Source organism: Arthrobacter sp. FW306-05-C (assembly GCF_021801725.1).
Lineage (GTDB): Bacteria > Actinomycetota > Actinomycetes > Actinomycetales > Micrococcaceae > Arthrobacter.
The window spans coordinates 2760366-2780684 of sequence record NZ_CP084556.1 but is presented as its reverse complement, the minus strand read 5'-3'; the positions used below and the strand labels follow the sequence as shown (position 1 = coordinate 2780684).

Annotated in this window: 22 protein-coding genes and 1 riboswitch; of the genes, 6 read left to right on the top strand and 16 right to left on the bottom strand. The window is 66.3% G+C overall.

The window, feature by feature from the left end:
• The first annotated feature begins 88 nt into the window (after positions 1-88).
• Genes LFT44_RS12880 through LFT44_RS12870 form a run of 3 tightly spaced genes read left to right on the top strand, consistent with a single transcriptional unit; the run spans position 89 to position 2090 of the window.
• Positions 89-532, top strand: a complete 444-nt coding sequence (locus LFT44_RS12880; protein ID WP_236798854.1) for a hypothetical protein — start codon at positions 89-91, stop codon at positions 530-532.
• 23 nt (positions 533-555) lie between these two features.
• Entirely contained in the window at positions 556-1023 is a 468-nt protein-coding gene (locus tag LFT44_RS12875; RefSeq protein ID WP_236798853.1) for a hypothetical protein, read from the top strand.
• Between the two features lie 11 nt (positions 1024-1034).
• Positions 1035-2090: a zinc-dependent alcohol dehydrogenase family protein gene (locus tag LFT44_RS12870; protein ID WP_236798852.1), complete on the top strand. Its 1056-nt coding sequence runs from the start codon at positions 1035-1037 to the stop codon at positions 2088-2090.
• Positions 2091-2147: 57 nt separating this feature from the next.
• On the opposite strand, the gene LFT44_RS12865 is transcribed toward LFT44_RS12870, so the two are convergent.
• Positions 2148-2612 carry a pyridoxamine 5'-phosphate oxidase family protein gene (locus LFT44_RS12865; protein ID WP_236798851.1) on the bottom strand — a complete coding sequence of 155 codons (465 nt, stop codon included), beginning with the start codon at positions 2610-2612 and terminating at the stop codon, positions 2148-2150.
• A 191-nt stretch (positions 2613-2803) separates the two neighbouring features.
• Here LFT44_RS12865 and LFT44_RS12860 point away from each other — a divergent pair, with 191 nt between their 5' ends.
• Entirely contained in the window at positions 2804-3787 is a 984-nt protein-coding gene (locus LFT44_RS12860; RefSeq protein ID WP_236798850.1) for a S1C family serine protease, read from the top strand.
• A 45-nt stretch (positions 3788-3832) separates the two neighbouring features.
• Here LFT44_RS12860 and LFT44_RS12855 read toward each other — a convergent pair whose 3' ends face one another.
• The 10 genes from LFT44_RS12855 to LFT44_RS12810 form a co-directional block, all read right to left on the bottom strand.
• Complete coding sequence (locus LFT44_RS12855; RefSeq protein ID WP_236798849.1) at positions 3833-4210, bottom strand: hypothetical protein; 378 nt, start codon at positions 4208-4210, stop codon at positions 3833-3835.
• Positions 4211-4302: 92 nt separating this feature from the next.
• Complete coding sequence (locus tag LFT44_RS12850) at positions 4303-4701, bottom strand: fluoride efflux transporter FluC (protein WP_236798848.1); 399 nt, start codon at positions 4699-4701, stop codon at positions 4303-4305.
• Positions 4698-5102 carry a fluoride efflux transporter FluC gene (locus LFT44_RS12845; RefSeq protein WP_236802893.1) on the bottom strand — a complete coding sequence of 135 codons (405 nt, stop codon included), beginning with the start codon at positions 5100-5102 and terminating at the stop codon, positions 4698-4700. Before LFT44_RS12845 ends, LFT44_RS12850 begins: the two co-directional genes overlap by 4 nt.
• A 7-nt stretch (positions 5103-5109) precedes the next feature.
• Entirely contained in the window at positions 5110-5823 is a 714-nt protein-coding gene (locus tag LFT44_RS12840) for a metal-dependent transcriptional regulator (RefSeq protein ID WP_236798847.1), read from the bottom strand.
• A 49-nt stretch (positions 5824-5872) separates the two neighbouring features.
• Complete coding sequence (locus LFT44_RS12835) at positions 5873-6631, bottom strand: class I SAM-dependent methyltransferase (protein ID WP_236798846.1); 759 nt, start codon at positions 6629-6631, stop codon at positions 5873-5875.
• Positions 6632-6734: 103 nt separating this feature from the next.
• Complete coding sequence (locus tag LFT44_RS12830; protein WP_236798845.1) at positions 6735-8150, bottom strand: aminotransferase class V-fold PLP-dependent enzyme; 1416 nt, start codon at positions 8148-8150, stop codon at positions 6735-6737.
• A 37-nt stretch (positions 8151-8187) separates the two neighbouring features.
• Positions 8188-8301: riboswitch (SAM riboswitch) on the bottom strand.
• A 152-nt stretch (positions 8302-8453) separates the two neighbouring features.
• Positions 8454-9266: a histidinol-phosphatase gene (hisN, locus tag LFT44_RS12825; protein WP_236798844.1), complete on the bottom strand. Its 813-nt coding sequence runs from the start codon at positions 9264-9266 to the stop codon at positions 8454-8456.
• Positions 9267-9311: 45 nt separating this feature from the next.
• The gene (rsgA, locus tag LFT44_RS12820; protein WP_236798843.1) at positions 9312-10427 is read right to left on the bottom strand and encodes a ribosome small subunit-dependent GTPase A; all 1116 of its coding nucleotides are present in this window, start codon (positions 10425-10427) and stop codon (positions 9312-9314) included.
• Positions 10411-11799: a 3-phosphoshikimate 1-carboxyvinyltransferase gene (gene aroA / locus LFT44_RS12815; RefSeq protein ID WP_236798842.1), complete on the bottom strand. Its 1389-nt coding sequence runs from the start codon at positions 11797-11799 to the stop codon at positions 10411-10413. Before aroA ends, rsgA begins: the two co-directional genes overlap by 17 nt.
• 6 nt (positions 11800-11805) lie before the next feature.
• A complete protein-coding gene (locus LFT44_RS12810) occupies positions 11806-12351 on the bottom strand; it encodes a DoxX family protein (RefSeq protein WP_236798841.1) in 546 nt (181 codons plus the stop codon).
• Between the two features lie 195 nt (positions 12352-12546).
• Between LFT44_RS12810 and LFT44_RS12805 the strand changes: the two genes are divergently transcribed.
• Together LFT44_RS12805 and rsrA are read left to right on the top strand one after the other, a co-directional pair.
• Entirely contained in the window at positions 12547-13404 is an 858-nt protein-coding gene (locus LFT44_RS12805; protein ID WP_373462123.1) for a sigma-70 family RNA polymerase sigma factor, read from the top strand.
• Positions 13401-13661, top strand: coding sequence for a mycothiol system anti-sigma-R factor (gene rsrA, locus LFT44_RS12800; protein ID WP_236798840.1), 261 nt, complete (start codon positions 13401-13403; stop codon positions 13659-13661). The genes LFT44_RS12805 and rsrA overlap by 4 nt, the downstream gene beginning before the upstream one ends.
• A 103-nt stretch (positions 13662-13764) precedes the next feature.
• Here the strand turns inward: rsrA and LFT44_RS22145 are convergent, their stop codons facing one another.
• The 5 genes from LFT44_RS22145 to LFT44_RS12780 form a co-directional block, all read right to left on the bottom strand.
• Positions 13765-13839 carry a 50S ribosomal protein bL37 gene (locus LFT44_RS22145; protein ID WP_369299106.1) on the bottom strand — a complete coding sequence of 25 codons (75 nt, stop codon included), beginning with the start codon at positions 13837-13839 and terminating at the stop codon, positions 13765-13767.
• A gap of 117 nt (positions 13840-13956) precedes the next feature.
• Positions 13957-14418: a PadR family transcriptional regulator gene (locus tag LFT44_RS12795; RefSeq protein ID WP_236798839.1), complete on the bottom strand. Its 462-nt coding sequence runs from the start codon at positions 14416-14418 to the stop codon at positions 13957-13959.
• Complete coding sequence (locus LFT44_RS12790; RefSeq protein WP_236798832.1) at positions 14418-15248, bottom strand: DUF4097 family beta strand repeat-containing protein; 831 nt, start codon at positions 15246-15248, stop codon at positions 14418-14420. The genes LFT44_RS12795 and LFT44_RS12790 overlap by 1 nt, the downstream gene beginning before the upstream one ends.
• Before the next feature lie 81 nt (positions 15249-15329).
• On the bottom strand, positions 15330-15929 hold the full coding sequence (locus tag LFT44_RS12785; protein WP_236798827.1) for a GDSL-type esterase/lipase family protein: 600 nt from the start codon (positions 15927-15929) through the stop codon (positions 15330-15332).
• A gap of 156 nt (positions 15930-16085) precedes the next feature.
• Positions 16086-19895 carry a multifunctional oxoglutarate decarboxylase/oxoglutarate dehydrogenase thiamine pyrophosphate-binding subunit/dihydrolipoyllysine-residue succinyltransferase subunit gene (locus LFT44_RS12780; RefSeq protein WP_236798826.1) on the bottom strand — a complete coding sequence of 1270 codons (3810 nt, stop codon included), beginning with the start codon at positions 19893-19895 and terminating at the stop codon, positions 16086-16088.
• Positions 19896-20319: the final 424 nt, after the last annotated feature.

The window sequence follows — 20319 nt, the reverse complement described above, 5'->3', positions numbered from 1 at the left end:
AGGACCTATGGCCCTTGGAGGCCGGCCAGGGCGAATGCGACGCTGTGGGAGAGCCCCGGGAACCTGACTCTTCCTGCGAAAGGTGGCCATGCTGACGCATCTGTTCCTCAACCGCCTGCTGTGGGCTGTTGCCGGACTGCTGGCGCTGGGCGCTGCAGCAACAGGAATATTGCGAATGGAAATCTATGACGGCGTGGTCGCCCCAAGGCTTGTGCCCGGGGCGTACTCCCAGGACCTGCTCTCCCTGGGGGCGGGGCTCGGTCTGCTGTACCTGGCGTATGCAGCCGGGCCGCAAAGGACCAAGCACCAAATTGTGGCCCTTGGGCTCCTCGGCTACCTCTTCTACGCCTACGGAATCTACGTCATCGAGCGGACTTACAACGGCTTGTACCTGCTGTACATGGCCGTCTTCGCACTGTCTTTTTGGGCGCTGGCCACGGCGGGAGCCAGCCTGGACCGCGCAAACCCGTCGGTATCCCTGCCCCGCGCGGTGAGGATTACGTCGGCTCGGGTGCCATTCTTCAGCCCCTGATTTTCTATCCCCTCTGGATCGGGATGCTCCTGCCCCTCATGGCGACGGGCGATCAAATCGACTCCCTCTACTCAATCTTCATCCTGGACCTTTGCTTCATCATGCCCGGGTTCCTGATCCTGTCCTTCCTGGCATACCGGAACCACCGGACAGGGTTGCTGCTCCTGCCGGCCCTGCAGGTCCTGGGCTTCACGCTCATCTTCTCCCTGGCGGTGGGCGAACTGGTCAAGCCCCTGTTCGGGGCAGCACCGGACGGGGCCGCACTCCTGCAGGCGCTTGCACTCTCGGCGCTGTTCCTGGTGCTGGCAACCGTGCACCTGGCCAAACTCCGGACCGTATGGACACCGGGGAAACGCCTTCCGGGCCGCAAGCCCGGCGAAACGCATCCCGCCGAAAGCCAACACACACAAACGCCACCCGCCTCAACGCAGCCACCGCATGGCCAGCCATCCCAAACCGGCAGGCGGCCGCAAAGCCGGCCCTCACATTAAGGAATTAGCCCATGAAAGCCCTCGTCTACGGCGGACCCGGCGAAAAGTCCTGGACCGACGTCCCGGATCCCCGCATCCAGCAACCCGGCGATGCCATCGTTAGAGTCGATACCACCACCATCTGCGGTACCGACCTGCACATCCTCAAAGGTGACGTACCCGCCGTGCAGAAGGGCCGGATCCTGGGCCACGAGGGAGTGGGGACCGTCGTGGAAACCGGCCCCTCCGTGACGGGCCTGAAAGCCAACGATCGCGTCATCATCTCGTGCATCAAGTCCTGCGGCCACTGCATCAACTGCAGGACAGGCCTGTACTCGCACTGCCTGGGAGCAGAAGGCCAGCAAGGCACCGGATGGATCTTTGGCCACCTGATCGACGGTACCCAGGCCGAGTACGTCCGCGTGCCCTACGCCGAGAACTCGCTGCACCTGTTGCCTCCCGGCGTCAGCGACGAACAAGCAGTCATGCTCTCGGACATCCTTCCCACCGGATTCGAAATAGGTGTCCAGTACGGCCGGGTCAAGCCCGGGGACAGCGTGGCTGTGGTGGGTGCAGGGCCGGTGGGCCTGGCGGCGATCACCACGGCAGGACTGTATGGCGCCGCCACCGTGGTGGCCATTGACCTGGACGCCAACCGCCTCCACAAAGCAAAGGAGTTCGGGGCGACGGACACGGTCCTCTCCGGCAGCGCTGATTGGAAGGAACAGGTCCTTGCCCTCACAGGCGGCTACGGCGTCGACGTGGCCATCGAAGCGGTGGGCGTGCCCGCAACGTTCGCTATGTGCACCGAGATTGTCCGGCCGGGCGGTTCGGTGGCCAACGTGGGCGTGCACGGAAAACCGGTGGAACTGCACCTCGAAGATCTTTGGATCCAGAACATCAACATCAGCATGGGCCTGGTGAATACCAACACCACGCCCATGCTGCTCAAGCTGGTATCACAGGGAAAGATCCGTGCGGAAAAGTTCGCCACCCATCATTTTGGCTTCGATCAGTTCCTCGATGCCTACGACACCTTCTCCCGCGCTGCCGAAACCAAAGCGCTCAAAGTGGTCCTCAAGCCCTGAAGCGTCCAGCTAAACGGGAGAATCCGGTCCAAAGCGGGCCGTACCGAAAGCCAGTTCCTACAACCAGTCGGCGGAAAAATCCACTGGAGGCCACCACCGCGTCCGTGACCTTACCGCGAACGTGCGCCCGGTGAGGTCCGTGGGCGTGAGGGCCACCAGGTGGTCCTTGATACCGGGCTGCCACGGTTCCCGGTCGGCGTCACCGTCCGGCAGGGACATCCGGGTTTCGTCGAAGGGTTCCGGCCTGCCCTTCGCCACCACGCTCCAGACTTCCGTGGCATACGGATTGAGCCCGTCCACCTCGAAGGCGGCAACTGCACCGCTGAGCAGCGCGCGGAGCTTCGTGCCCGGCGCGGTGCGGAAGACCAGCGTTTCCCCAGTCACGGAGAAATTCACGGGAAAGATCTCCGGAACGTCACCGTTGATGACCGCCAGCCTGCCGATGTAGGACGACCGAAGATACTTCCAGCACTCATCGGCGGGCAGGATTTCGGTTTGAGATCCTGCAGGGGAATCAGTCATGGTACCGATCCTAGGGCCTGGACAGCAGCCGCGCACGGGTGGCGGTTTCACCCAAGGCGTAGCGAAGCCGGGACTGGAGATGCCCCGGCCGTCGTTTTCTTCTATAAGGCCCCAACAGGGCAAACCACCGCCACAAGCGTATAGAACGGAACATGGCGGATCAGGGCGGAAACGCAGGCAGGAGGTGCGCCGTGGAGCAGGCGCCGGAACCCCAGCAACCGGAGGACGACGACGTTCTGGATGCCTATTCCCGGACCGTCATGCGGGTAGCGGCTGCGGTGACCCCGCATGTGGCGGCGATCGAGATGACTGCCCAGCGCCGTAATGGCCGGGTCAGGGTGGGAGCGGGCTCGGCCGTACTTTTCACGGAGGACGGCTACCTGCTCACGAATTCGCACGTCGTGGCCGGTACCCGGCAGGGCTACGCTGTCTTTGGCGACGGCACCAGGATGGAACTCGAGCTGGTGGGCGCAGACCCCCTGTCCGATCTCGCGGTGGTCCACGGTTCCCGGCCCAAGGTCCGGCCCGCCGTGTTTGGCGCGGCGGAGACCCTGCGTGTGGGGCAGCTTGTGGTGGCGGTGGGGAACCCCCTGGGTCTGGCAGGTTCCGTGACCGCAGGGGTGGTCAGCGGCCTGGGCCGTGCCATACCTGTCTGGTCAGGCGGTAACCGGCGTGTCATCGAGGACGTCATCCAGACGGACGCGGCCCTGAACCCCGGAAACTCCGGCGGTGCGCTCGCGGACACCCATGCCAGGATCGTGGGCATCAACACCGCGGTGGCGGGCGCCGGCCTGGGACTGGCCATCCCCATCAACGCCACCACCCGCAGGATCATTTTCGCGCTGCTGGCGGACGGGCGGGTGCGCCGCGCCTACCTTGGCCTTGTCAGCACTCCCATCCAGCTCACACCCAGTGCGGTGATCCGGACCGGGCTGCGCGAAGGACTTCGTGTCGTGGAGGTGCTGCCCGGTTCGCCCGCGGACAAGGCGGGCCTGTCCGCAGGGGACATCATCATCACGGCGGGTGGCCGCGCCGTGAACAACGCCGAGAGCCTGCAGCGGCTCCTGTTTGCGGACGCCATCGGCCAGCCGCTCGACGTGGCAGTGCTGCGCGACGGCGCCGAACTGCACATCACCGCTGTTCCGGAGGAAATGACGGGAAACGGCACGGCTTAAGGTTCGACGGCGGTCAGGCACCCTGGGCAGGCAACGCCCGGTGACCTACGGACGAACCGGGGGCGCTTCCACGTCCGCGATGCCCACGAAACGGGTCCCCACGCCGTCGTACTCGCTGCGGACGTGGCCGGCGCGGACAGGCGGAACCTCCGCTGGGGCGTGGTGTCCGCACACCACGTACGTAAAGTCGGGCCACCACTTCTTGGGCCGCGCCGCTTCCTCATAGCCACAGACGGCGCATTCCAAGTGCACCCAGACGGGCCGCTTTCCCGTCCGGTTGGCGCGCGACTGCACCAGCCAGGGCGGGGGATTGTCCAGGATGGCACGGAGCTCGGCCTCCGTCATCCACTTGGGCAGGCCATGGCGCTGTGCCATTTCAAGGGGAACATCAAGGGTTATTGCCGCGTCGCGTCTGCTGATCATCACCTTCAACCATACGGGAGGCGGCCAAATCGCCTGGCCGGGCCTGGCCGGGCCTGGCCGGGCCGGGCCGGGCTGGAGCCGGGCTCCGGAACTCAGCCGACCAGGGCGATGCCCGCGGCCGCAGCAGCAAAGCCCAACGCAAGGTTGACCGCCACGTTCAGCACCGCCGAGCCGAACCGTGCTTCGCTGAGCAGGCGGATGGTGGCCGTGGTCCAGGAACTGAAAGTGGTGAGCCCTCCGGCCAAGCCGGTGGCCAGACCCAGCTGCCATTCGGTGCCCAGTCCCAGTCCGGTGGTCAGGCCGTGGGAGAGCCCGATGACGAAGCACCCCACCACATTGACCAGCAGGGTGGCCCAGGGCCAGTGCAGGGCTCCGCGGCCGTCCGCGCGGACGCTTCGGATGCTGCTGTGGTGCGCAAACCAGCTGTCCACCCCGAACCGCAGGAGGGCGCCGGCCACGCCAAATACCCCCACCAGGGCCGCAGCGATCATGGCCGGCCATCCCGGCTGCACGATAGGAACCTGCCGGTCCGCCACCCGGCGCCGGCGGCCGCCAGGCCGAGGACCAGGGACAGGCCCAGATAGGTGATCCATACCGGGTGGGCGGAGGCGCGCGCCAGCTGGTCCGAGGCGTAGATGACTGCCGAGAAGGTGGTGAAGGAGCCCAGCAGGCCGGGTCCCACCGCTGCCCGCAGCCAGAATGCCGTGTGCGGGCGGGCCATCCAGACTGTGGTCAGGGCCGCCAGGACGAAACTGCCGCTGATGTTGATGGCCAGCGTGGCCCAGGGGAGGGAGCCGGGTGCGTCCGGGAATGCCAGCCCCAGCCCGTACCGCAGTTCGCTGCCGATCAGCCCGCCGGCGGCCACGGCCAGCCACGCCGAGCCGTTGGGCATCGCCACGTCAGGATCCGCCCAGGACGCAGCCAGGGTGCGGGGTGTCGCTGGAGACCCACAGCGCTGAGGCGATTTCATCGGCCAGGTCGTAGTCCCGGGGCGTGCCCGAACTGCCGATCCGCACCACCATGGGGCCGCCAAACGGGCGCCGTCCCACCACCTCCACCTCGGCATCGAGGTCGATGTCCTGGGCGGCGAGGTACCGCAGCAGCTCTGGGTTGTCATCGCTGATCCGGGTGATCCGGCCGCTGTGGCCTTCGTCCAGTTCGGCGAGCAGGTGGGCGCGCGGCATCAGTACCTGGCCGTCGGCGGTGGGGATGGGGTCGCCGTGCGGGTCCCGCTTAGGGTCCCCGAGCTTCGCCGCGACGCGTTCAATGAACGTGTCCGAGACCGCGTGCTCCAGCTGTTCAGCTTCATCGTGGACCTCGTCCCAGCTGTAGCCAAGGCGCTGGACAAGGTAGGTCTCGATCAGCCGGTGGCGGCGGACCATGGCCAGGGCCAGCCGCAGGCCGGCCTCGGTGAGGGTGACGGCGCTGTACGGCTTATGGTCCACCAGGCCCTGGTCCTTGAGCTTGCGGACCATCTCCGAAACCGAGGAATTGGCCACGCCCAGCCGCTGTGCCAGCTGCGAGGACGTGATGGGCTTGTCCTGCCATTCCGTGAACGAATAGATGACCTTGACGTAGTCCTCGATCGAGGAGGAGGGCGCGCTGGTCTTCACAGGTTCAAGCCTACCGGTTGGGCCGCGGCGGCAGAGTCCGCTGCACTGGTCATGCCTTGACCGCGCGCCAGGCGAGCGTGAGGTAGGGAAGGTGGATCTGCTGGTCCGGGGCGTAGGCAAGGTGCTCGTGCAGGTACCAGTCCAGGTTGGCCAAGACCTTGGCCCTCGTTGCCTCGTTGGCGCGCAGGTAGTAGCTGCGTGACTTGGTGAGCTCCATCAGGTCCGTGGTCGTCACAGTGTCCTGCCAGTGGCTGACGTGTCCCTCGAGACCTTGGAATTCAGGCCCCACGACGGGTTTGTGGCCAGGCCGGTACACGTCACCTGCGTGCATGATCCGGGAAAGGCGGTGTACCCAGGGCACGGAGGTGTCCAGCTGGTTCCATACCAGGCCCAGGGTTCCATGCGGGCGCAGCACCCGGGCGAGTTCGGTACTTGCGGCCAGCGGGTCGCACCAGTGCCACGCCTGGGCAACGGTTACGACGTCGAAGCTGGCGGTGGGAAGGCCGGTCACCTCGGCGGAGCCCACCACAGCTGCGGCGCCCGGGCAGTGGGTCTTCAGCTGGGCGAGCATGTCCGCGGAGGGGTCGACGGCGGTGACGTCCAGGCCCAGGTCCAGCAGCAAGGAGGTGAACTTTCCGGTACCCGCGCCGACGTCCAGTGCCTCATGGGCGCTGGTGGGCACCAGCCAGCGGACCGAGTCTTCCGGATATCCGGGGCGGACGCGGTGGTAGTGCCCGCCGCCGTCCTGGAAGCTCTGGCCAAGCTCCCGGCGCCGCCCGTGATCGAGCCTGGGGCCACCCCGAACCAAGCGTGGCCTCCTTCGTGTGCTGCCGATGTGGACGTCTCTCGAATGTACCGCACGGACGGTCACCGGCTGGTGCCCCAAGGGGCACCCTCTTTGCTGCAGCTGCTCAGTCGTCGATGCAGGGGGCCGCGCCGGCCGTTCCCGGCGTGTTGGGCGCCCAGTGCGGGTAGGTGCGGAAGTCGTTGGCGGGGACCCAGCGCCCGGCGTCCACCACGTAGTCCCACCCCAGCCCGTTGCTGCGCAGCGCACGGATACCGGCGAGGAGGCGTTCGGCATCCTCCAGCCGTGAGCCGACGCCAAAACTTGCGCGGAGCGAACCGGACGGCAGGCCAAGGCGCTTCAGCAGGGGATGGGCGCAGAAGCGTCCATCGCGCAGGCCCACGCCGTGCTCGGCGGCGAGATAGGCGGCCACCAGCCCCGCGTCGTAGCCCTCCACGGAGAAGTTAACCACGCCGATGGTGTCCGTTTCCGGGTTGCTGTCCTTGAAGATCTGGTGCACGGTAACGCCGTCGATGTCCTGCAGGCCCTCCACCAGGAAGGAGCGGATCGCGGCTTCGTGGGCGTGCCACCGGTCCTGGTCGAGCTCAGCAATGACCTGGGTGGCGCGGGCCAGCGTGGCGGCTCCGAGGACGTTCGGCGAGCCCCCCTCATGGCGGGCCGGGCCGCTGGCCCAGCTGACGCCGTCGAGCCTTGCTTCCTTGACCGCGCCGCCGCCGGCAAGGTGCGGGACGCCCGCGTCCAGCCAGTCAGGCCGTCCCACCAGGACGCCGGCGCCGAACGGTGCGTAAAGCTTGTGGCCGGAAAACGCGATGTAGTCGATGTCATCCGTGCTGATGTCCACCCGGCGGTGCGGTGCCAGCTGGGCCGCATCCACCACGATCCGTGCGCCGTGCTCGTGGGCCAGCGCGGCCAGGGCGCGGATGGGAAGGATCTCGCCGGTGACGTTTGAAGCGCCGGTGACGGCCAGCAGGCTGACCCCGCCCTGCTCCAGCTCCGCGCAGACTGCGTCGAGGGTGCCGGTGATCGTCTCCGCGGCCACGATGCTGCGGTGGGGCACGCCCTGCCACGGCAGCAGGTTCGCGTGGTGTTCGATGTCCAGGTAGAGGACATCGCCGTCAGGGCGGCCATCGGTGACCGGGAGGCAACCTGCCAGGAGGTTCAGCGAGTCGGTGGTGTTGCGGGTGAAAATGACCGAGTCGTCCGGGCGGCCGCCGACGAAATCGCGGACGATGGTGCGCGCGTTCTCGTAGACAGAGGTGCTGATCTGGGAGGCGTATCCTGCTCCCCGGTGGACGCTGGCGTAGTAGGGCAGGATTTCGTTCAGGTAGGCAGACACCACGGAGAGTGCAGGGGCCGAGGCGCCGTAATCCAGGTTTGCGTACCGCACGTGGCCGCCGGTGATCAGCGGCGCCTGGATCTCGGCTCCGGTGACTGCCGCGAGGGGCCGGCCGGCAACGGCATGCCGTTCAGCAACTGCCGCTTCGGTGCTGACGGGCTGGGGGGAGACGGTGGCAGTTGTCACAGAGACCTCACTTGGATACAGGACTCCGGCATAGTGGAATCCGCGCTTGCCGCATCCGCTCCGGACCGGCCTGGTCGTCACCCGGGGCACCCCACCGCGAATGGAGGGTTGCCGGCCAGCAAACCGGGGTTTAGCGCTGGCACTCGTGACCTGGATAAAAGCGTAGGACATGCGGCTGACAGGACTGAACCCGCAGCGATTGTTAAGCGGTTTGTTACGCGATTTCGAATAAACGGCGGCGGACACCCCCATCTGGAGGTGTCCGCCGCTGCTTTATTCGTTTTTTCGGGGAAAAGCCAACCGTTACAGCAAATCGTCCAAATAAGGGTTCAGGCGGTGCAATACCTCTGAGTGCAGGATCGAGTTGGTGGCCAGCGCGTTCCCGCCGAAGGGGCCGTCCTCGCCTTCCAGCGACGTGAAACGGCCGCCGGCCTCCACGACGATCGGCACAAGGGCGGCCATGTCGTAGAGGTTCAGTTCCGGTTCGCAGGCGATGTCCACGGAGCCCTCCGCCACCATGCAGTACGACCAGAAATCGCCAAAGGCACGGGTCCGCCACACGTCCTCGGTGAGGCCCAGGAACTCGTCAAGGTTTCCCCGTTCCTTCCAGCCCGTGAGGCTGGAGTAAGAGAGGGAGGCGTCCGAGAGTGTCGAGACGTTGGAGACGCGGAGCCGGGTGGCAGCTGCCAGGGACCTGCCCATGTATGCGCCCATACCCTTCGCCGCCCACCAGCGCTTGCCCAGGGCCGGGGCGCTGACCACGCCCACCACCGGCTCGCCCTCGTCGACGAGGGCGATAAGGGTAGCCCAGACCGGAACGCCGCGGACGAAGTTCTTGGTCCCGTCAATGGGGTCGATGATCCAGCGCCGCGACCCGTGTCCCGTGCTGCCGAACTCCTCGCCCAGGACCGCGTCCCGGGGGCGGGAACGCGAGAGCTGGCCGCGGATGGCTTCTTCGGCGGCCTTGTCCGCATCGGTGACCGGCGTCAGGTCCGGCTTGGTCTCGACGTGGAGGTCCAGGGCCTTGAAGCGGCTCATGGTCTGGTCATCCACGGAGTCGGCCAGGACATGTGCCAGGCGCAGGTCATCGTTGTAGCTCGAAGCGGGTTGGATCATGGTTCCAAACTACAGTCTGCGCACGCTTCTGCCGGGGAGAACGCGTCAGTTGACGCTGCCGAGCTCCTTGGTTTCCTGTGCTTCCAACCTTGGATCCGTGCCGAGCAGCCGCCGCAGCGACGCCAACCGGGCGGGACCGGTGGGACCTGCGTGTCCGCCCGCCACCCAGTCGTCGAGGCCGCAGTTCACTGCAATTGCCGTGTGCTTGCAGCCCCGTTCGCAGTTCTCGATGCCGGGGGAGAGGTCCGGGAAGGAGCGCAGGATCCGGTCGGGGTCCACGTGGGCGAGGCCGAAGGACCGGATGCCCGGAGTATCAATGATCCAGCTGCCGGCCGGAGCGTCCGCGAGGCGCAGCGCCAGGGCAGAGGACGACGTGTGCCGGCCCCGTCCCGTCACGGCGTTCACTCCGCCGGTGGCCCGCTCGGCCCCAGTAAGCGCGTTCACCATGGTGGACTTGCCCACGCCTGAGTGCCCGAGCATGACGGTGACCTTGCCGCCCAGGTGGGCGCGGAGGGCTGCCACCGCGGTGCTGTCCAGCCGGGCCGAGAGGCCGTCGTCGGAGCGTGCGTCGATCCCGGAGGCCTGGGCGTCAGCGGTTCGGCTGATGATCACCGGGAAATCCAGGTGGGTGTAGTTGGACAGCAGTTCCGCTGGATCCTTGACGTCGGCCTTGGTGACCAGCAGGATCGGCTCGATACCGGCGTCGTACGCAGCCACCAAGGCACGGTCGATGAATCCGGTCCGCGGCTCCGGATTGGCGGCCGCCACCACGATCACCAGCTGGTCCGCGTTGGCCACCACGGCACGTTCGATTGGATCCGTGTCGTCGGCGCTGCGCCGCAGGAGCGTTTTGCGGTCCTGGATCTTCACCAGGCGCGCCAGCGTGTCCGGTGCCCCGGAGACGTCCCCCACGAGCGAGACGAAGTCGCCTGCAACCACCGGCGAGCGGCGAAGTTCGCGGGCGCGTGCCGCAATGACCACGCGTTCGTTGTTCGAGTCCTCACCCACGACTGCGGTGTACCGCCCCCGGTCCACCGTGATGATCCGTCCGGTGACCGCATCGTCGTGGCTGGGACGGTCCTTGGTGCGGGGCCTGGAGCCCTTCTTGTTGGGCCTGATACGGACGTCGGACTCGTCCCAGGAGTCAGTGCGCCGTGCCACCGCTGGGCTCCTCCGGTCCGGATGCCGCAGCGGCGTCCTGGGCCAGCATGCCTGCCCACAGCTGGGGGAAATCGGGCATGGTTTTGGTGGTGGTGGCGATGTCCTCCACCTGTACGCCCTCCACTGCCAGGCCCAGGATGGCGCCGGCAGTGGCCATTCGATGGTCCGCGTAGCTGCGGACGACGCCGGCGTGCAGCGCGGCGGGCCGGATCACCAGGCCGTCGCTGGTTTCCTCTGCGTCCCCGCCGAGCCGGTTGATTTCCGCCACCAATGCAGCGAGCCTGTCCGTCTCGTGTCCGCGCAGGTGGGCGATCCCGGTGAGCCGGGATGGGCCCGTGGCCAGCGCGCACAGGGCTGCGACGGTGGGGGCAAGCTCGCTGGTGTCCGCGAAGTCGCCGCCCTTGATCTCCGGGCCGCCGGTGACAGTCAGGACGCCGTCGGACAGGGTGACGTGTGCGCCCATTTTCACGAGAATCTCGCGCCACAGGTCTCCCACCTGCTGGGTATCCGCCGGCCAGTTGGGAATCCGAACTGTTCCCTTCGAGGCCAGGGCGGCCGCCAGGAACGGTCCGGCGTTGGAAAGGTCCTGTTCGATCCGCTGGTCGAAGGCACGGATTGGCCCGGGTGCCACCACCCAGTGGTTGGGAACGGAGTCGTCCACGGACACGCCGGCGCCGCGCAGGACAGCCACGGTCATGTTGATGTGGTCCAGGCTCGGCACCGGCTTTCCCACGTGCTCCAGGTGCAGGCCCTCGTCGAACCTCGCCCCCACCAGGAGGAGGGCGGAGACGAACTGGGACGACGCGCTGGCGTCGATCACCAGATGGCCGCCCCGCACCGCGCCCTTGCCTTCCACCACGAACGGGAGCGACGACGGAGCGGAGCCGTCTTCGGAGGCAACGGCCACACCGAGGGCCTTAAGCGCCTCGATGATGGTTCCCATGGGGCGCTTCCGGGCGTGCGGGTCGCCGTCGAAGACGCTGGTTCCGTTGCGGAGCGCCGCCAGCGGTGGAACGAACCGCATGACCGTGCCCGCCAGCCCGCAGTCGATTCTGGTCAGGGACGCCTCAGCCGCTGCCGGCAGCGGAACCACTTCCAGGTCAGGGCCAAAGTCGCCGTCCCCCGGCACTTCCTTGATAGAGGCGCCCAGCTGCCGGAGCGCATCGACCATCAGTGCCGAATCCCTGGAGTGCAGGGGTGCGCGCAGCCGGGACGGGCCGTCCGCCAAGGCGGCCAGGACCAAGTACCTGTTGGTCAGGGACTTTGATCCCGGAACCGTCACGGTGGCATCGACGGGCCGGGACGCAAAGGGTGCGGCCCAGTGCTCGACAGGTGTTCCGGACCCGTCCCGGGTGGCAGCTGTTGCGGTCATTCGTGCTTATGCTCCCGTGGCGTGTACGGCGCGGCGTACGGCTTTGTCCGCCTTGTTCAGCTTCTTGGTGGTGGTCCGGCGCGCGTCGGCAGCAAGGTGCGAGGCATTCCTGCGGGCATCGGCGGCCAGGTGTTCGGCACGCCAGGCCAGGCCCGGCTTGCCCGCTGTGTCCACCGAGGCCAGCAGCGCGCCGCCGCTTAGCGAAAGGTTCTTGAGCAGCTGGTTCCGGCGGTTTTCCCGCCCTTCCTTGCTGCTGATATCCGCACTGCGCCACTCAACAAAGGTGTTAAGCAGCGAAATCACGGTCAGGAGGCCGGCTGAAAGCCTGGAGAACTTGCCAAGGCCGAACAGGACGCCCGCTCCCACCTGGGTTCCGCCGATGACGCGCGCCAGCGTCTTCTCGCTCGCCTGGAAGGGGAGCGAAGCCGCCGCCTTACGCAGGAGCGGCGAGAGCTGCTGGGCGGTGTCGTCGGAGTTCTTGAGCTTATCCAGTCCGGCAAGAACGAAACTGGAGGCAAGCATGGGCCGGGCGAGCGTGCGGACAAAGGACATGAATTTCCTCCTGGATGGACGAGCCGCGGCAAGCGGCGGAGTCGGTCCTAGTCTTGCACTTTTGGGGAATATTTGCCCGCTGAGGGCGGTTATCGATGTCGGGTCCGTGACAGGGACCCAGGCGATCATTCACCCGATACAGAGCGGAGTTGGGCCTTGGGGAAGGTGTTGGACGAAACCAGACCGGCGGGGCCGGTGGCATTGGATACTCTTGCCGCGGAGCCGCTGGAGTACGGCATGCCCCGGGCGGGAAGCCGGACAGTAGACTTGAAGGCAATGAGCACCTTGGATCCGGCCGCCGCGGCCATGTATGAGGCCACCCCCGCCGAAGTGAACGGCAAGGCGGGAGCCGCGCCTCTCCCGTCCGGTCAGGATGGTCCTGGTTCCCGGGCCGCCGACGCCGACGCAAATGACAGTACCGAACTGGATGTCTCCGCGGAGACCATGGAGCAGCGCCGCCTTCGCTTCGAGCGGGACGCCATGCAGTACGTGGACCAGCTGTATTCGGCTGCGATGCGCATGGCACGGAACCCGTCGGACGCGGAGGACCTGGTCCAGGAGGCCTACACCAAGGCCTTCTCGGCGTTCCACCAGTACAAGCCGGGAACCAACCTGAAGGCGTGGCTGTACCGGATCCTCACCAACACGTACATCAACCTGTACCGCAAGCGGCAGCGTGAGCCCTTGCAGTCCAACTCGGACAGCATTGAGGACTGGCAGCTGGCGCGGGCGGAGTCGCACACCTCGAGCGGACTGCGGTCCGCCGAGGCCGAGGCATTGGACCACCTCCCGGACTCGGACGTAAAGCGGGCGCTGCAGGATATCCCTGAGGAATTCCGCCTGGCGGTCTATTTCGCTGACGTGGAGGGCTTCGCCTACAAGGAAATCTCAGACATCATGAACACGCCCATCGGCACCGTGATGTCCCGGCTCCACCGCGGCCGGCGAATGTTGCGGGACATGCTCGCGGAATACGCCGCCGAGCGGGGATTCAAAACAGCCGTGGATACGTCGGAAGCGGCAGGAAGCAAAGCACAGGAGAACAGGAAATGAGCGATTGCCAGGGATTGGGCGACTGCGACGACACCCGGATGCAACGCATCTACGAATACCTTGACGGGGCGCTGACCCGCGAGGACTTGACCGAGATCAAGAACCACCTGGATGAGTGCCCTGAGTGCACCCAGCAGTACGACCTCGAGTGCGTCATCCGCAACATGGTCAAGCGCTCGTGCAAGGAGTCCGCTCCGGATAACCTGAAGAACGCCATCCTGGACAGGATCCACGCGATCCGTCCCGTGGAGGCATAGGCATAAAGCGCCGGCCTCCGGATCAGGGCCGCAGACAGCAAAGGACCCCGTAAGCCGAATGGCTTGCGGGGTCCTTCGCTTGAACCGTGTTCCTGGCATTTGCCTAGGTGTTGGGGCGCTTCCCGTGGTTCGCGCCGCCACGCTTACGGTCACGACGCTTGCGTGCACGCTTGCTCATAGCTGGCCTCCTTACTGTTGGTACTCAAAAGAGCTGCCCTCCAGTCTCCCACATGATGTGGCGCCCCGCGAACCGGGAAACGGCGAATGACCTGCGGCAGTGCCTGCAGGTCATGCCCTAATGCCGCAGGGTGCTGCGGATGGCTGCCCGGGCGTCTTCCAGGACAGTACGGACAGTTTCCAGGGTCACCGGGCCTATGGGCTCGCGCAGGGCGTACCGGCGCAGTTCTGCACGGAGGTCGTCACCGAAATGCTGCAGCATCAACTCCACGTCACGCCGTTGCACCGAGGCTGCAATGCCGTTCTCCACGCCCGCCAGGTCATCCCGGCACCGGTCCAGCTCTGCGAGGCCCGCGGGGGTGATGTGGTAGTTGGTGCGGCGCCCGGCCTGCTCAGTGGACACCAGGCCGTCCTCCTCGAGCTTGCCCAGCCTCGGGTAGATGGTCCCGGCGCTGGGTGCATAGGTCCCGCCAAACCGGTCCCGGAGCGCCTTGATGAGTTGGTATCCGTGTTTGGGCCCGCTCTCGAGCAGGGCCAGGAGGTAGAGGCGCAACGCACCGTGTGCGAAGACGGGCGGCATCAGCGTTCCGTTTCGCCGCCGTCAACGGATGCCGGAGCGTGGAAGATGGAGGTCTTGCCCGACACCGAGTTGGTCCGCACCAGCATCAATTGGCCATCCGGCCCGGCGATGGTCTCCACCTTGCCGTTGGCCAGGAGGCACTGCTGTCCGTCCAGAACCACCGCACCGCCGGCCGACTTGGCCACAATGTCCACGCCTACGTCATGGGGCAGGCGGATGGTGAGGTCCCCGGAAACCGAGTTGGAGCCGAAATCCCGGGTGAAATCGAGCAGGTCGAAGCTGAGGTGGCCGCTGACCGTGTTGGTGCGCACATTGGTGAAGTGGCCGGACGCAGTAACCTCACCGGAGACGCTTTTGGCGGTGAGTACGCCGCGGTGGTCCCGGACAGCCACGCTTCCGCTGATGGTGTTGACCTGGAGTTCGCCGGACGTGCCCTCTGCTGCCACCGTGCCGGAAACGGTGTTGAGGCGGACGTGGGCGGAGGTGCCGGAGACCAGGCCGTCGCCGCTGACAGTTCCCGCTTCGACCTCAGTGCCGGCGGGAACGGCAACGGTGATGACGGCGGAATTCCCGCTGTTGTGATTGACCGTCTCCATGAGGTTCTTGAACCACCCCTGCGCGCCGTGCAGCTGGTGCCGGACCTCCAGCCTGCCGCCACTGAGGGAGACGGCGACGGGGTCGCCGTGGACCTCGGACACCTCAATCCGGACCACAGGTTCGGCATGCGCCACGACGCGGAAGCTGCCGCGTACCATCCCCAGCTTCAGGGACGCCACGTCTCCTACGACGATGGTCTGCGGGCTCTCGACAGTCCAGGTTTCCTCAGCCACGGTCCCTCCAAAAGACGATATATCGCGTTGCCGCTACAACTTATCGCCGCAGGCGGACCGGGTCAAGATATATCTCGAAGCCTACTGCGGTGCTTCCAGGCCCAGCCACTGGAACCAGCCGCGGTGCAGAACCAGCCACGCCATGAGGCCATATCCGGCCTGACCGGGTGTGCCGCCGTTGGCGGCCAGGTCCTGGCGCCACTGTTCGTGGTTCAGGAGGGGTGAGAAGGTGTCGACGTAGAGGTGCTTGCGGCGGGTGGTGACATCCGCAAAGGCGGTGTTCAGCTCGTCAAGGCGCCGGTTCTGGGCCGGATCGAGAGTGGGGGGCGGTCCCACCACGAAAACCTCGATCCGGTTCTGGGAAGCCGAGTCCAGGATGTTGGCCAGGTTCAGCCTGCTCCGTGCCGTGGACAGGCCAAACTCGATATCGCGTCCGGACAGGCCTATAACGAGCCGATTCTCCGCTTGGGCGCTGAAGCGGCGGCCTGCTTCGTCCAGCCACCGCGCCGCCAGCCCCTCAGTGCCTTCCTGGGGGCAGGGGAGCGCGTAGCTTTCCAGCAGCATGCCGTCCTGGGGAGTGCGGGCCAACACCCGGCCCAGCCAGCCAAGCGCCCGGGGATCGCCCAGTCCGGCCAGCAGTTCATCTCCTACAGCTGCGATCCGCAGCTTCCTGTCTTCCACGCGTTCCTCTTTACTTCGGTACGGGTCTACTTCGGACGGCATCTGCCGCCGTCGCCGCCGCGGCTGCGGAGGTTGAAGGCGGCGCTGTCCATCCATTAAACAGAACTGCCCGGCCGGAGTCTGGTATTTCGACGTCCGGCCGGGCAGCCTTACTGCTTACTTCCTGTCAAATGCCTGCTTCAGGAGCGCATCCTGTTCCGCAGCGTGGCGCTTCATGGAACCGGCGGCCGTGGAGGCAGAGGCCGGCCGGGACACCAGGCGGACGCGGCGGTCGAGAATCTCCGGCAGGTTCAGGCCGATGAATGGCCATGGTCCCTGGTTTGCAGGCTCGTCCTGGGCCCACACCACCTCGGCGTTGGGGTACTTGGCGAGTTCCGCAGCGATCTCCTGGTGCGGCAGCGGGTACAGCTGCTCCACGCGGACGATGGCAGTGGTCTGGTCGCCGGTCTTCTGCCGGGTGGACAGGAGATCGTAGTACAGGCGGCCGGAAACCAGGAGGACGCGCTCGACGGCGGTGGCCGGCAGCTGCTCATGCTCACCGATCACCGGGCGGAACGTGCCGTTGGTGAAGTCCTCCACCGACGAGGCGGCGGCCTTCAGGCGCAGCAGCTGCTTCGGCGTGAAGATGATCAAGGGCTTCCGTGGGCGGCTGTAAGCCTGCCGGCGCAGCAGGTGGAAGTGCGAGGCGGCCGTGGTTGGGTTGGCCACGATCATGTTGTCCTCCGCGCACAGCTGCAGGAAGCGCTCGATCCTTGCCGAGGAGTGGTCCGGGCCCTGGCCTTCGTAGCCGTGCGGCAGCATCAGGACCAGCGAGGAGCGCTGTCCCCACTTCTGCTCTGCGGAGGAGATGAACTCGTCGATGATGGTCTGTGCACCGTTGACGAAGTCACCGAACTGGGCCTCCCAGAGGACCAGGGCATCCGGACGCTCCACGGAGTAGCCGTACTCGAAGCCCATGGCCGCATATTCGGACAGCAGGGAGTCGTAGATCCACAGCTTGGCCTGGTCATCAGAGAGGTTGCCCAGGGGCAGCCATTCCTTGCCGTTGGCGCGGTCGTGGAAGACGGCATGGCGCTGGACGAACGTTCCGCGGCGGGAGTCCTGGCCGGCCAGGCGCACGGGGACGCCTTCCATGATCAGGGACCCGAAGGCCGCGATCTCGCCGAAGCCCCAGTCGATGCCGCCCTGGCGGGACATCTGCTCGCGCTTTTCGAGCAGCTGCTTCAGCTTGGGGTGGACGGTGAAGCCCTCGGGGATCTCGACGTGGGCCTTGCCGATCCGGGCCAGGGTCTCGGCGCTGATGGCCGTGGAGGCCGGCGCGTTTACGCTGGAATCGGACTGCTGGGCCTTGGGCCGTTCGATGTCGGACACGGCGGCGGAATCCGCGGTGACGATCGGAATCGGTGAGGTCTGGGCGGCGTGGGTCTCGGCGAAGACCCGCTCCAGCCGTTCCTGGTAGTCGCGGAGCAGCTGCTCGGCTTCTTCCTCGGTGATGTCCCCGCGGCCAATGAGCGACTCGGTGTACAGCTTGCGGACGGAGCGCTTGGCTTCGATCAGGTTGTACATCAGCGGCTGGGTCATCGAGGGGTCGTCACCCTCGTTGTGGCCCCGGCGGCGGTAGCAGACCATGTCGATGACAACGTCCTTGTGGAAGCGCTGCCGGAACTCGTAGGCAAGCTGGCCGATGCGGACAACGGCCTCGGGGTCGTCGCCGTTCACGTGGAATACCGGTGCCTGGATCATCTTGGCAACGTCCGTGGAGTACGTGGACGAACGCGAGGACGACGGGGCGGTGGTGAAGCCCACCTGGTTGTTGACCACAATGTGGATGGTGCCGCCGGTGCGGTAGCCGCGGAGCTGGGACAGGTTGAGGGTTTCGGCCACAACACCCTGTCCGGCGAAGGCTGCGTCACCGTGCACCATGATGGGCAGGACGGGGAATGATTCGCCCTGGTCCAGCCGGTCCTGCTTGGCCCGGACGATGCCCTCAAGGACGGAGTCCACGGCTTCCAGGTGCGACGGGTTGGCGGCGAGGTAGACCTTGGTTTCCTTGCCGTTGTCCGAGGTGAACGTGCCTTCGGTGCCCAGGTGGTACTTGACGTCGCCGGAGCCCTGGACGGAGCGGGGGTCCTGCGTGCCCTCGAATTCGCGGAAGACCTGGGCGTAGGTCTTGCCGGCAATGTTGGTCAGGACGTTGAGGCGGCCGCGGTGGGCCATACCGATGGCGACCTCGTCCAGGCCGTCGTCGGCTGCATCGGACATGATCGCGTCCAACAGCGGGATCAGGGACTCGCCGCCCTCAAGGGAGAAGCGCTTCTGGCCCACGAACTTGGTCTGCAGGAACGTCTCAAAGGCCTCGGCAGCGTTCAGCTTGGAGACGATCCGCAGCTGCTCTTCCCGGCTGGGCTTGGAGTAGGGGTGCTCCAGTTGGTCCTGGAACCACTTGCGCTCGGCAGGTTCCTGGATGTGCATGTATTCGATGCCGGTGGTGCGGCAGTAGGCATCGCGCAGGACCCCCAGGATGTCGCGGAACTTCAGCATCGGCTTGCCGCCGAAACCGCCGGTGGGCCATTCGCGGTCCAGGTCCCAGAGGGTCAGGCCGTAGGTGAGGACGTCAAGGTCCGGGTGCTTGCGCTGCACGTATTCCAGCGGATCGGTGTCGGCCATCAGGTGGCCGCGCACGCGGAAGGAGTGGATCAGCTGCTGGATCCGGGCCACCTTGTTGATCTCGTCAGCGGGGTCGACCTGCAGGTCGGGGCTCCAGCGGACAGGCTCGTAGGGGATGCGCAGGGCTTCGAAGATCTCGTCGTAGAAGTTCTGCGCGCCCAGCAGGAGCTGGTGGACCAGCTTCAGGAACTCGCCGCTGCCGGCGCCCTGGATGACCCGATGGTCGTAGGTCGAGGTCAGGGTGAGGACCTTGCTGATGGCGTTCTGGGCGATGATCTTCTCGCTGGCGCCCTGGAACTCGGCGGGGTAGTCGAGGGCGCCGACGCCGATGATGGCCGCCTGGCCCTTGGAAAGACGCGGTACCGAGTGCACGGTGCCGATGCCGCCGGGGTTGGTCAGGGACACCGTGGTGCCCTGGTGGTCCTCAGCGGTGAGCTTGCCGTTGCGGGCGCGCTTGATGAGGTCCTCGTAAGTGTGCCAGAACTCGGCGAAGTTGAGGGTCTCGGCCTTCTTGATGTTCGGGACCATGAGCAGGCGGGTGCCGTCGGGCTTGGGCATGTCGATGGCGATGCCGAAGTTGACGTGGGCCGGCTGGACCGCGACAGGCTTGCCGTCCACCTCGTCGTAGTACACGTTCATCGACGGGAACTGGGACAGGGCCCGGATCACGGCGTAGCCGATGAGGTGGGTGAAGGACACCTTGCCGCCGCGGGCACGGGCCAGGTTGGAGTTGATGACCACGCGGTTGTCGATGAGCAGCTTGGCGGGAATGGCGCGGACGCTGGTGGCGGTGGGCACCTGGAGGCTGGTCACCATGTTGGTGGCGATGGCCTTGGCCGGGCCGCGGAGGACGGAGACGACGTCTTCCTCGGGAGCCGTGGGGGCCTTAACGTTCTTGGGCAGCTGGGCCGGGATGGGCTGCGAGCCGGTGCCGGCTTCGGTCTTCTTGCCGCCATCGCGCGCTTCGGTTGCGGGGGCCTTCTTGACAGGCGCGGGGGCTGCTGCAGGGGCAGCGGCGGACGGTGCGGCCGGGGGAGTGGCAGGGGCAGCTGCCGGCGACGGTGCCGGTGCTGCGGGAGCCGTTTTTACGACAGGGAGTTCCCGGGTGGGAGGGTTGACGGCGTGCGCGGAATTTCCGTTGGAAGATGAACCGTTGCCCGAGTCGAAGGATTCAAACAGGGGCCACCACTTGGCGTCCACTGCATTCTTGTCCTGTTGGTACTGCTCGTACAGTTCGTCAACGAGCCACTCGTTTCCGCCAAATTCCTCTGGTAGACGGTGGCTTGGCTGCTCTGGCACTTGAAATACGCCTCTTCCATGAGTTTGATTTCTCTTTGGCCCCCCGGTGCTTCAGCACTACGTTCGAACCAGTCTCTGTCCTCTGAACCCGGACCTTTGCAAGTCTAGTGAGCATTCCGTGTTAACTGCCAATAAGGGTGACCCAAATCATGATGTGGCGGACGGGGGCCGAAATATGGCGGCTGTCCGGTGTCGCCGCCAGGTCCCCGGGTCACGACTTCGCCTCCTTCCGCCCGCCGGAACAGGGCGTTTTCCGCCGTCCGGCCGGGCCTTGCGGCAAGGGGTGCTCCTGTAGACTGAAATTCTTATGGACAGTAAATCTAGGTGCCGGCCTGGGCGCTGTCAGCGGAGCATGAAGAGAAGCGCCGCGCAGTCCGCCCACAGAGCCGGCAAACCCCGACAACGCGCCCATCACCAGCCAACG

What these genes read in the sequence shown, in the direction of transcription:
- hisN (WP_236798844.1), bottom strand. Translation starts at nt 9,266, where the DNA reads ATGATCCAACCCGCTTCGAGCTACAACGATGACCTGCGCCTGGCACAT.
- LFT44_RS12855 (WP_236798849.1), bottom strand. Translation starts at nt 4,210, where the DNA reads ATGATCAGCAGACGCGACGCGGCAATAACCCTTGATGTTCCCCTTGAA.
- LFT44_RS12870 (WP_236798852.1), top strand. Translation starts at nt 1,035, where the DNA reads ATGAAAGCCCTCGTCTACGGCGGACCCGGCGAAAAGTCCTGGACCGAC.
- rsrA (WP_236798840.1), top strand. Translation starts at nt 13,401, where the DNA reads ATGAGCGATTGCCAGGGATTGGGCGACTGCGACGACACCCGGATGCAA.
- aroA (WP_236798842.1), bottom strand. Translation starts at nt 11,799, where the DNA reads ATGACCGCAACAGCTGCCACCCGGGACGGGTCCGGAACACCTGTCGAG.
- LFT44_RS12875 (WP_236798853.1), top strand. Translation starts at nt 556, where the DNA reads ATGCTCCTGCCCCTCATGGCGACGGGCGATCAAATCGACTCCCTCTAC.
- LFT44_RS12865 (WP_236798851.1), bottom strand. Translation starts at nt 2,612, where the DNA reads ATGACTGATTCCCCTGCAGGATCTCAAACCGAAATCCTGCCCGCCGAT.
- LFT44_RS12810 (WP_236798841.1), bottom strand. Translation starts at nt 12,351, where the DNA reads ATGTCCTTTGTCCGCACGCTCGCCCGGCCCATGCTTGCCTCCAGTTTC.
- LFT44_RS12795 (WP_236798839.1), bottom strand. Translation starts at nt 14,418, where the DNA reads ATGCCGCCCGTCTTCGCACACGGTGCGTTGCGCCTCTACCTCCTGGCC.
- LFT44_RS12880 (WP_236798854.1), top strand. Translation starts at nt 89, where the DNA reads ATGCTGACGCATCTGTTCCTCAACCGCCTGCTGTGGGCTGTTGCCGGA.
- LFT44_RS12845 (WP_236802893.1), bottom strand. Translation starts at nt 5,102, where the DNA reads ATGCCCAACGGCTCGGCGTGGCTGGCCGTGGCCGCCGGCGGGCTGATC.
- LFT44_RS12850 (WP_236798848.1), bottom strand. Translation starts at nt 4,701, where the DNA reads ATGATCGCTGCGGCCCTGGTGGGGGTATTTGGCGTGGCCGGCGCCCTC.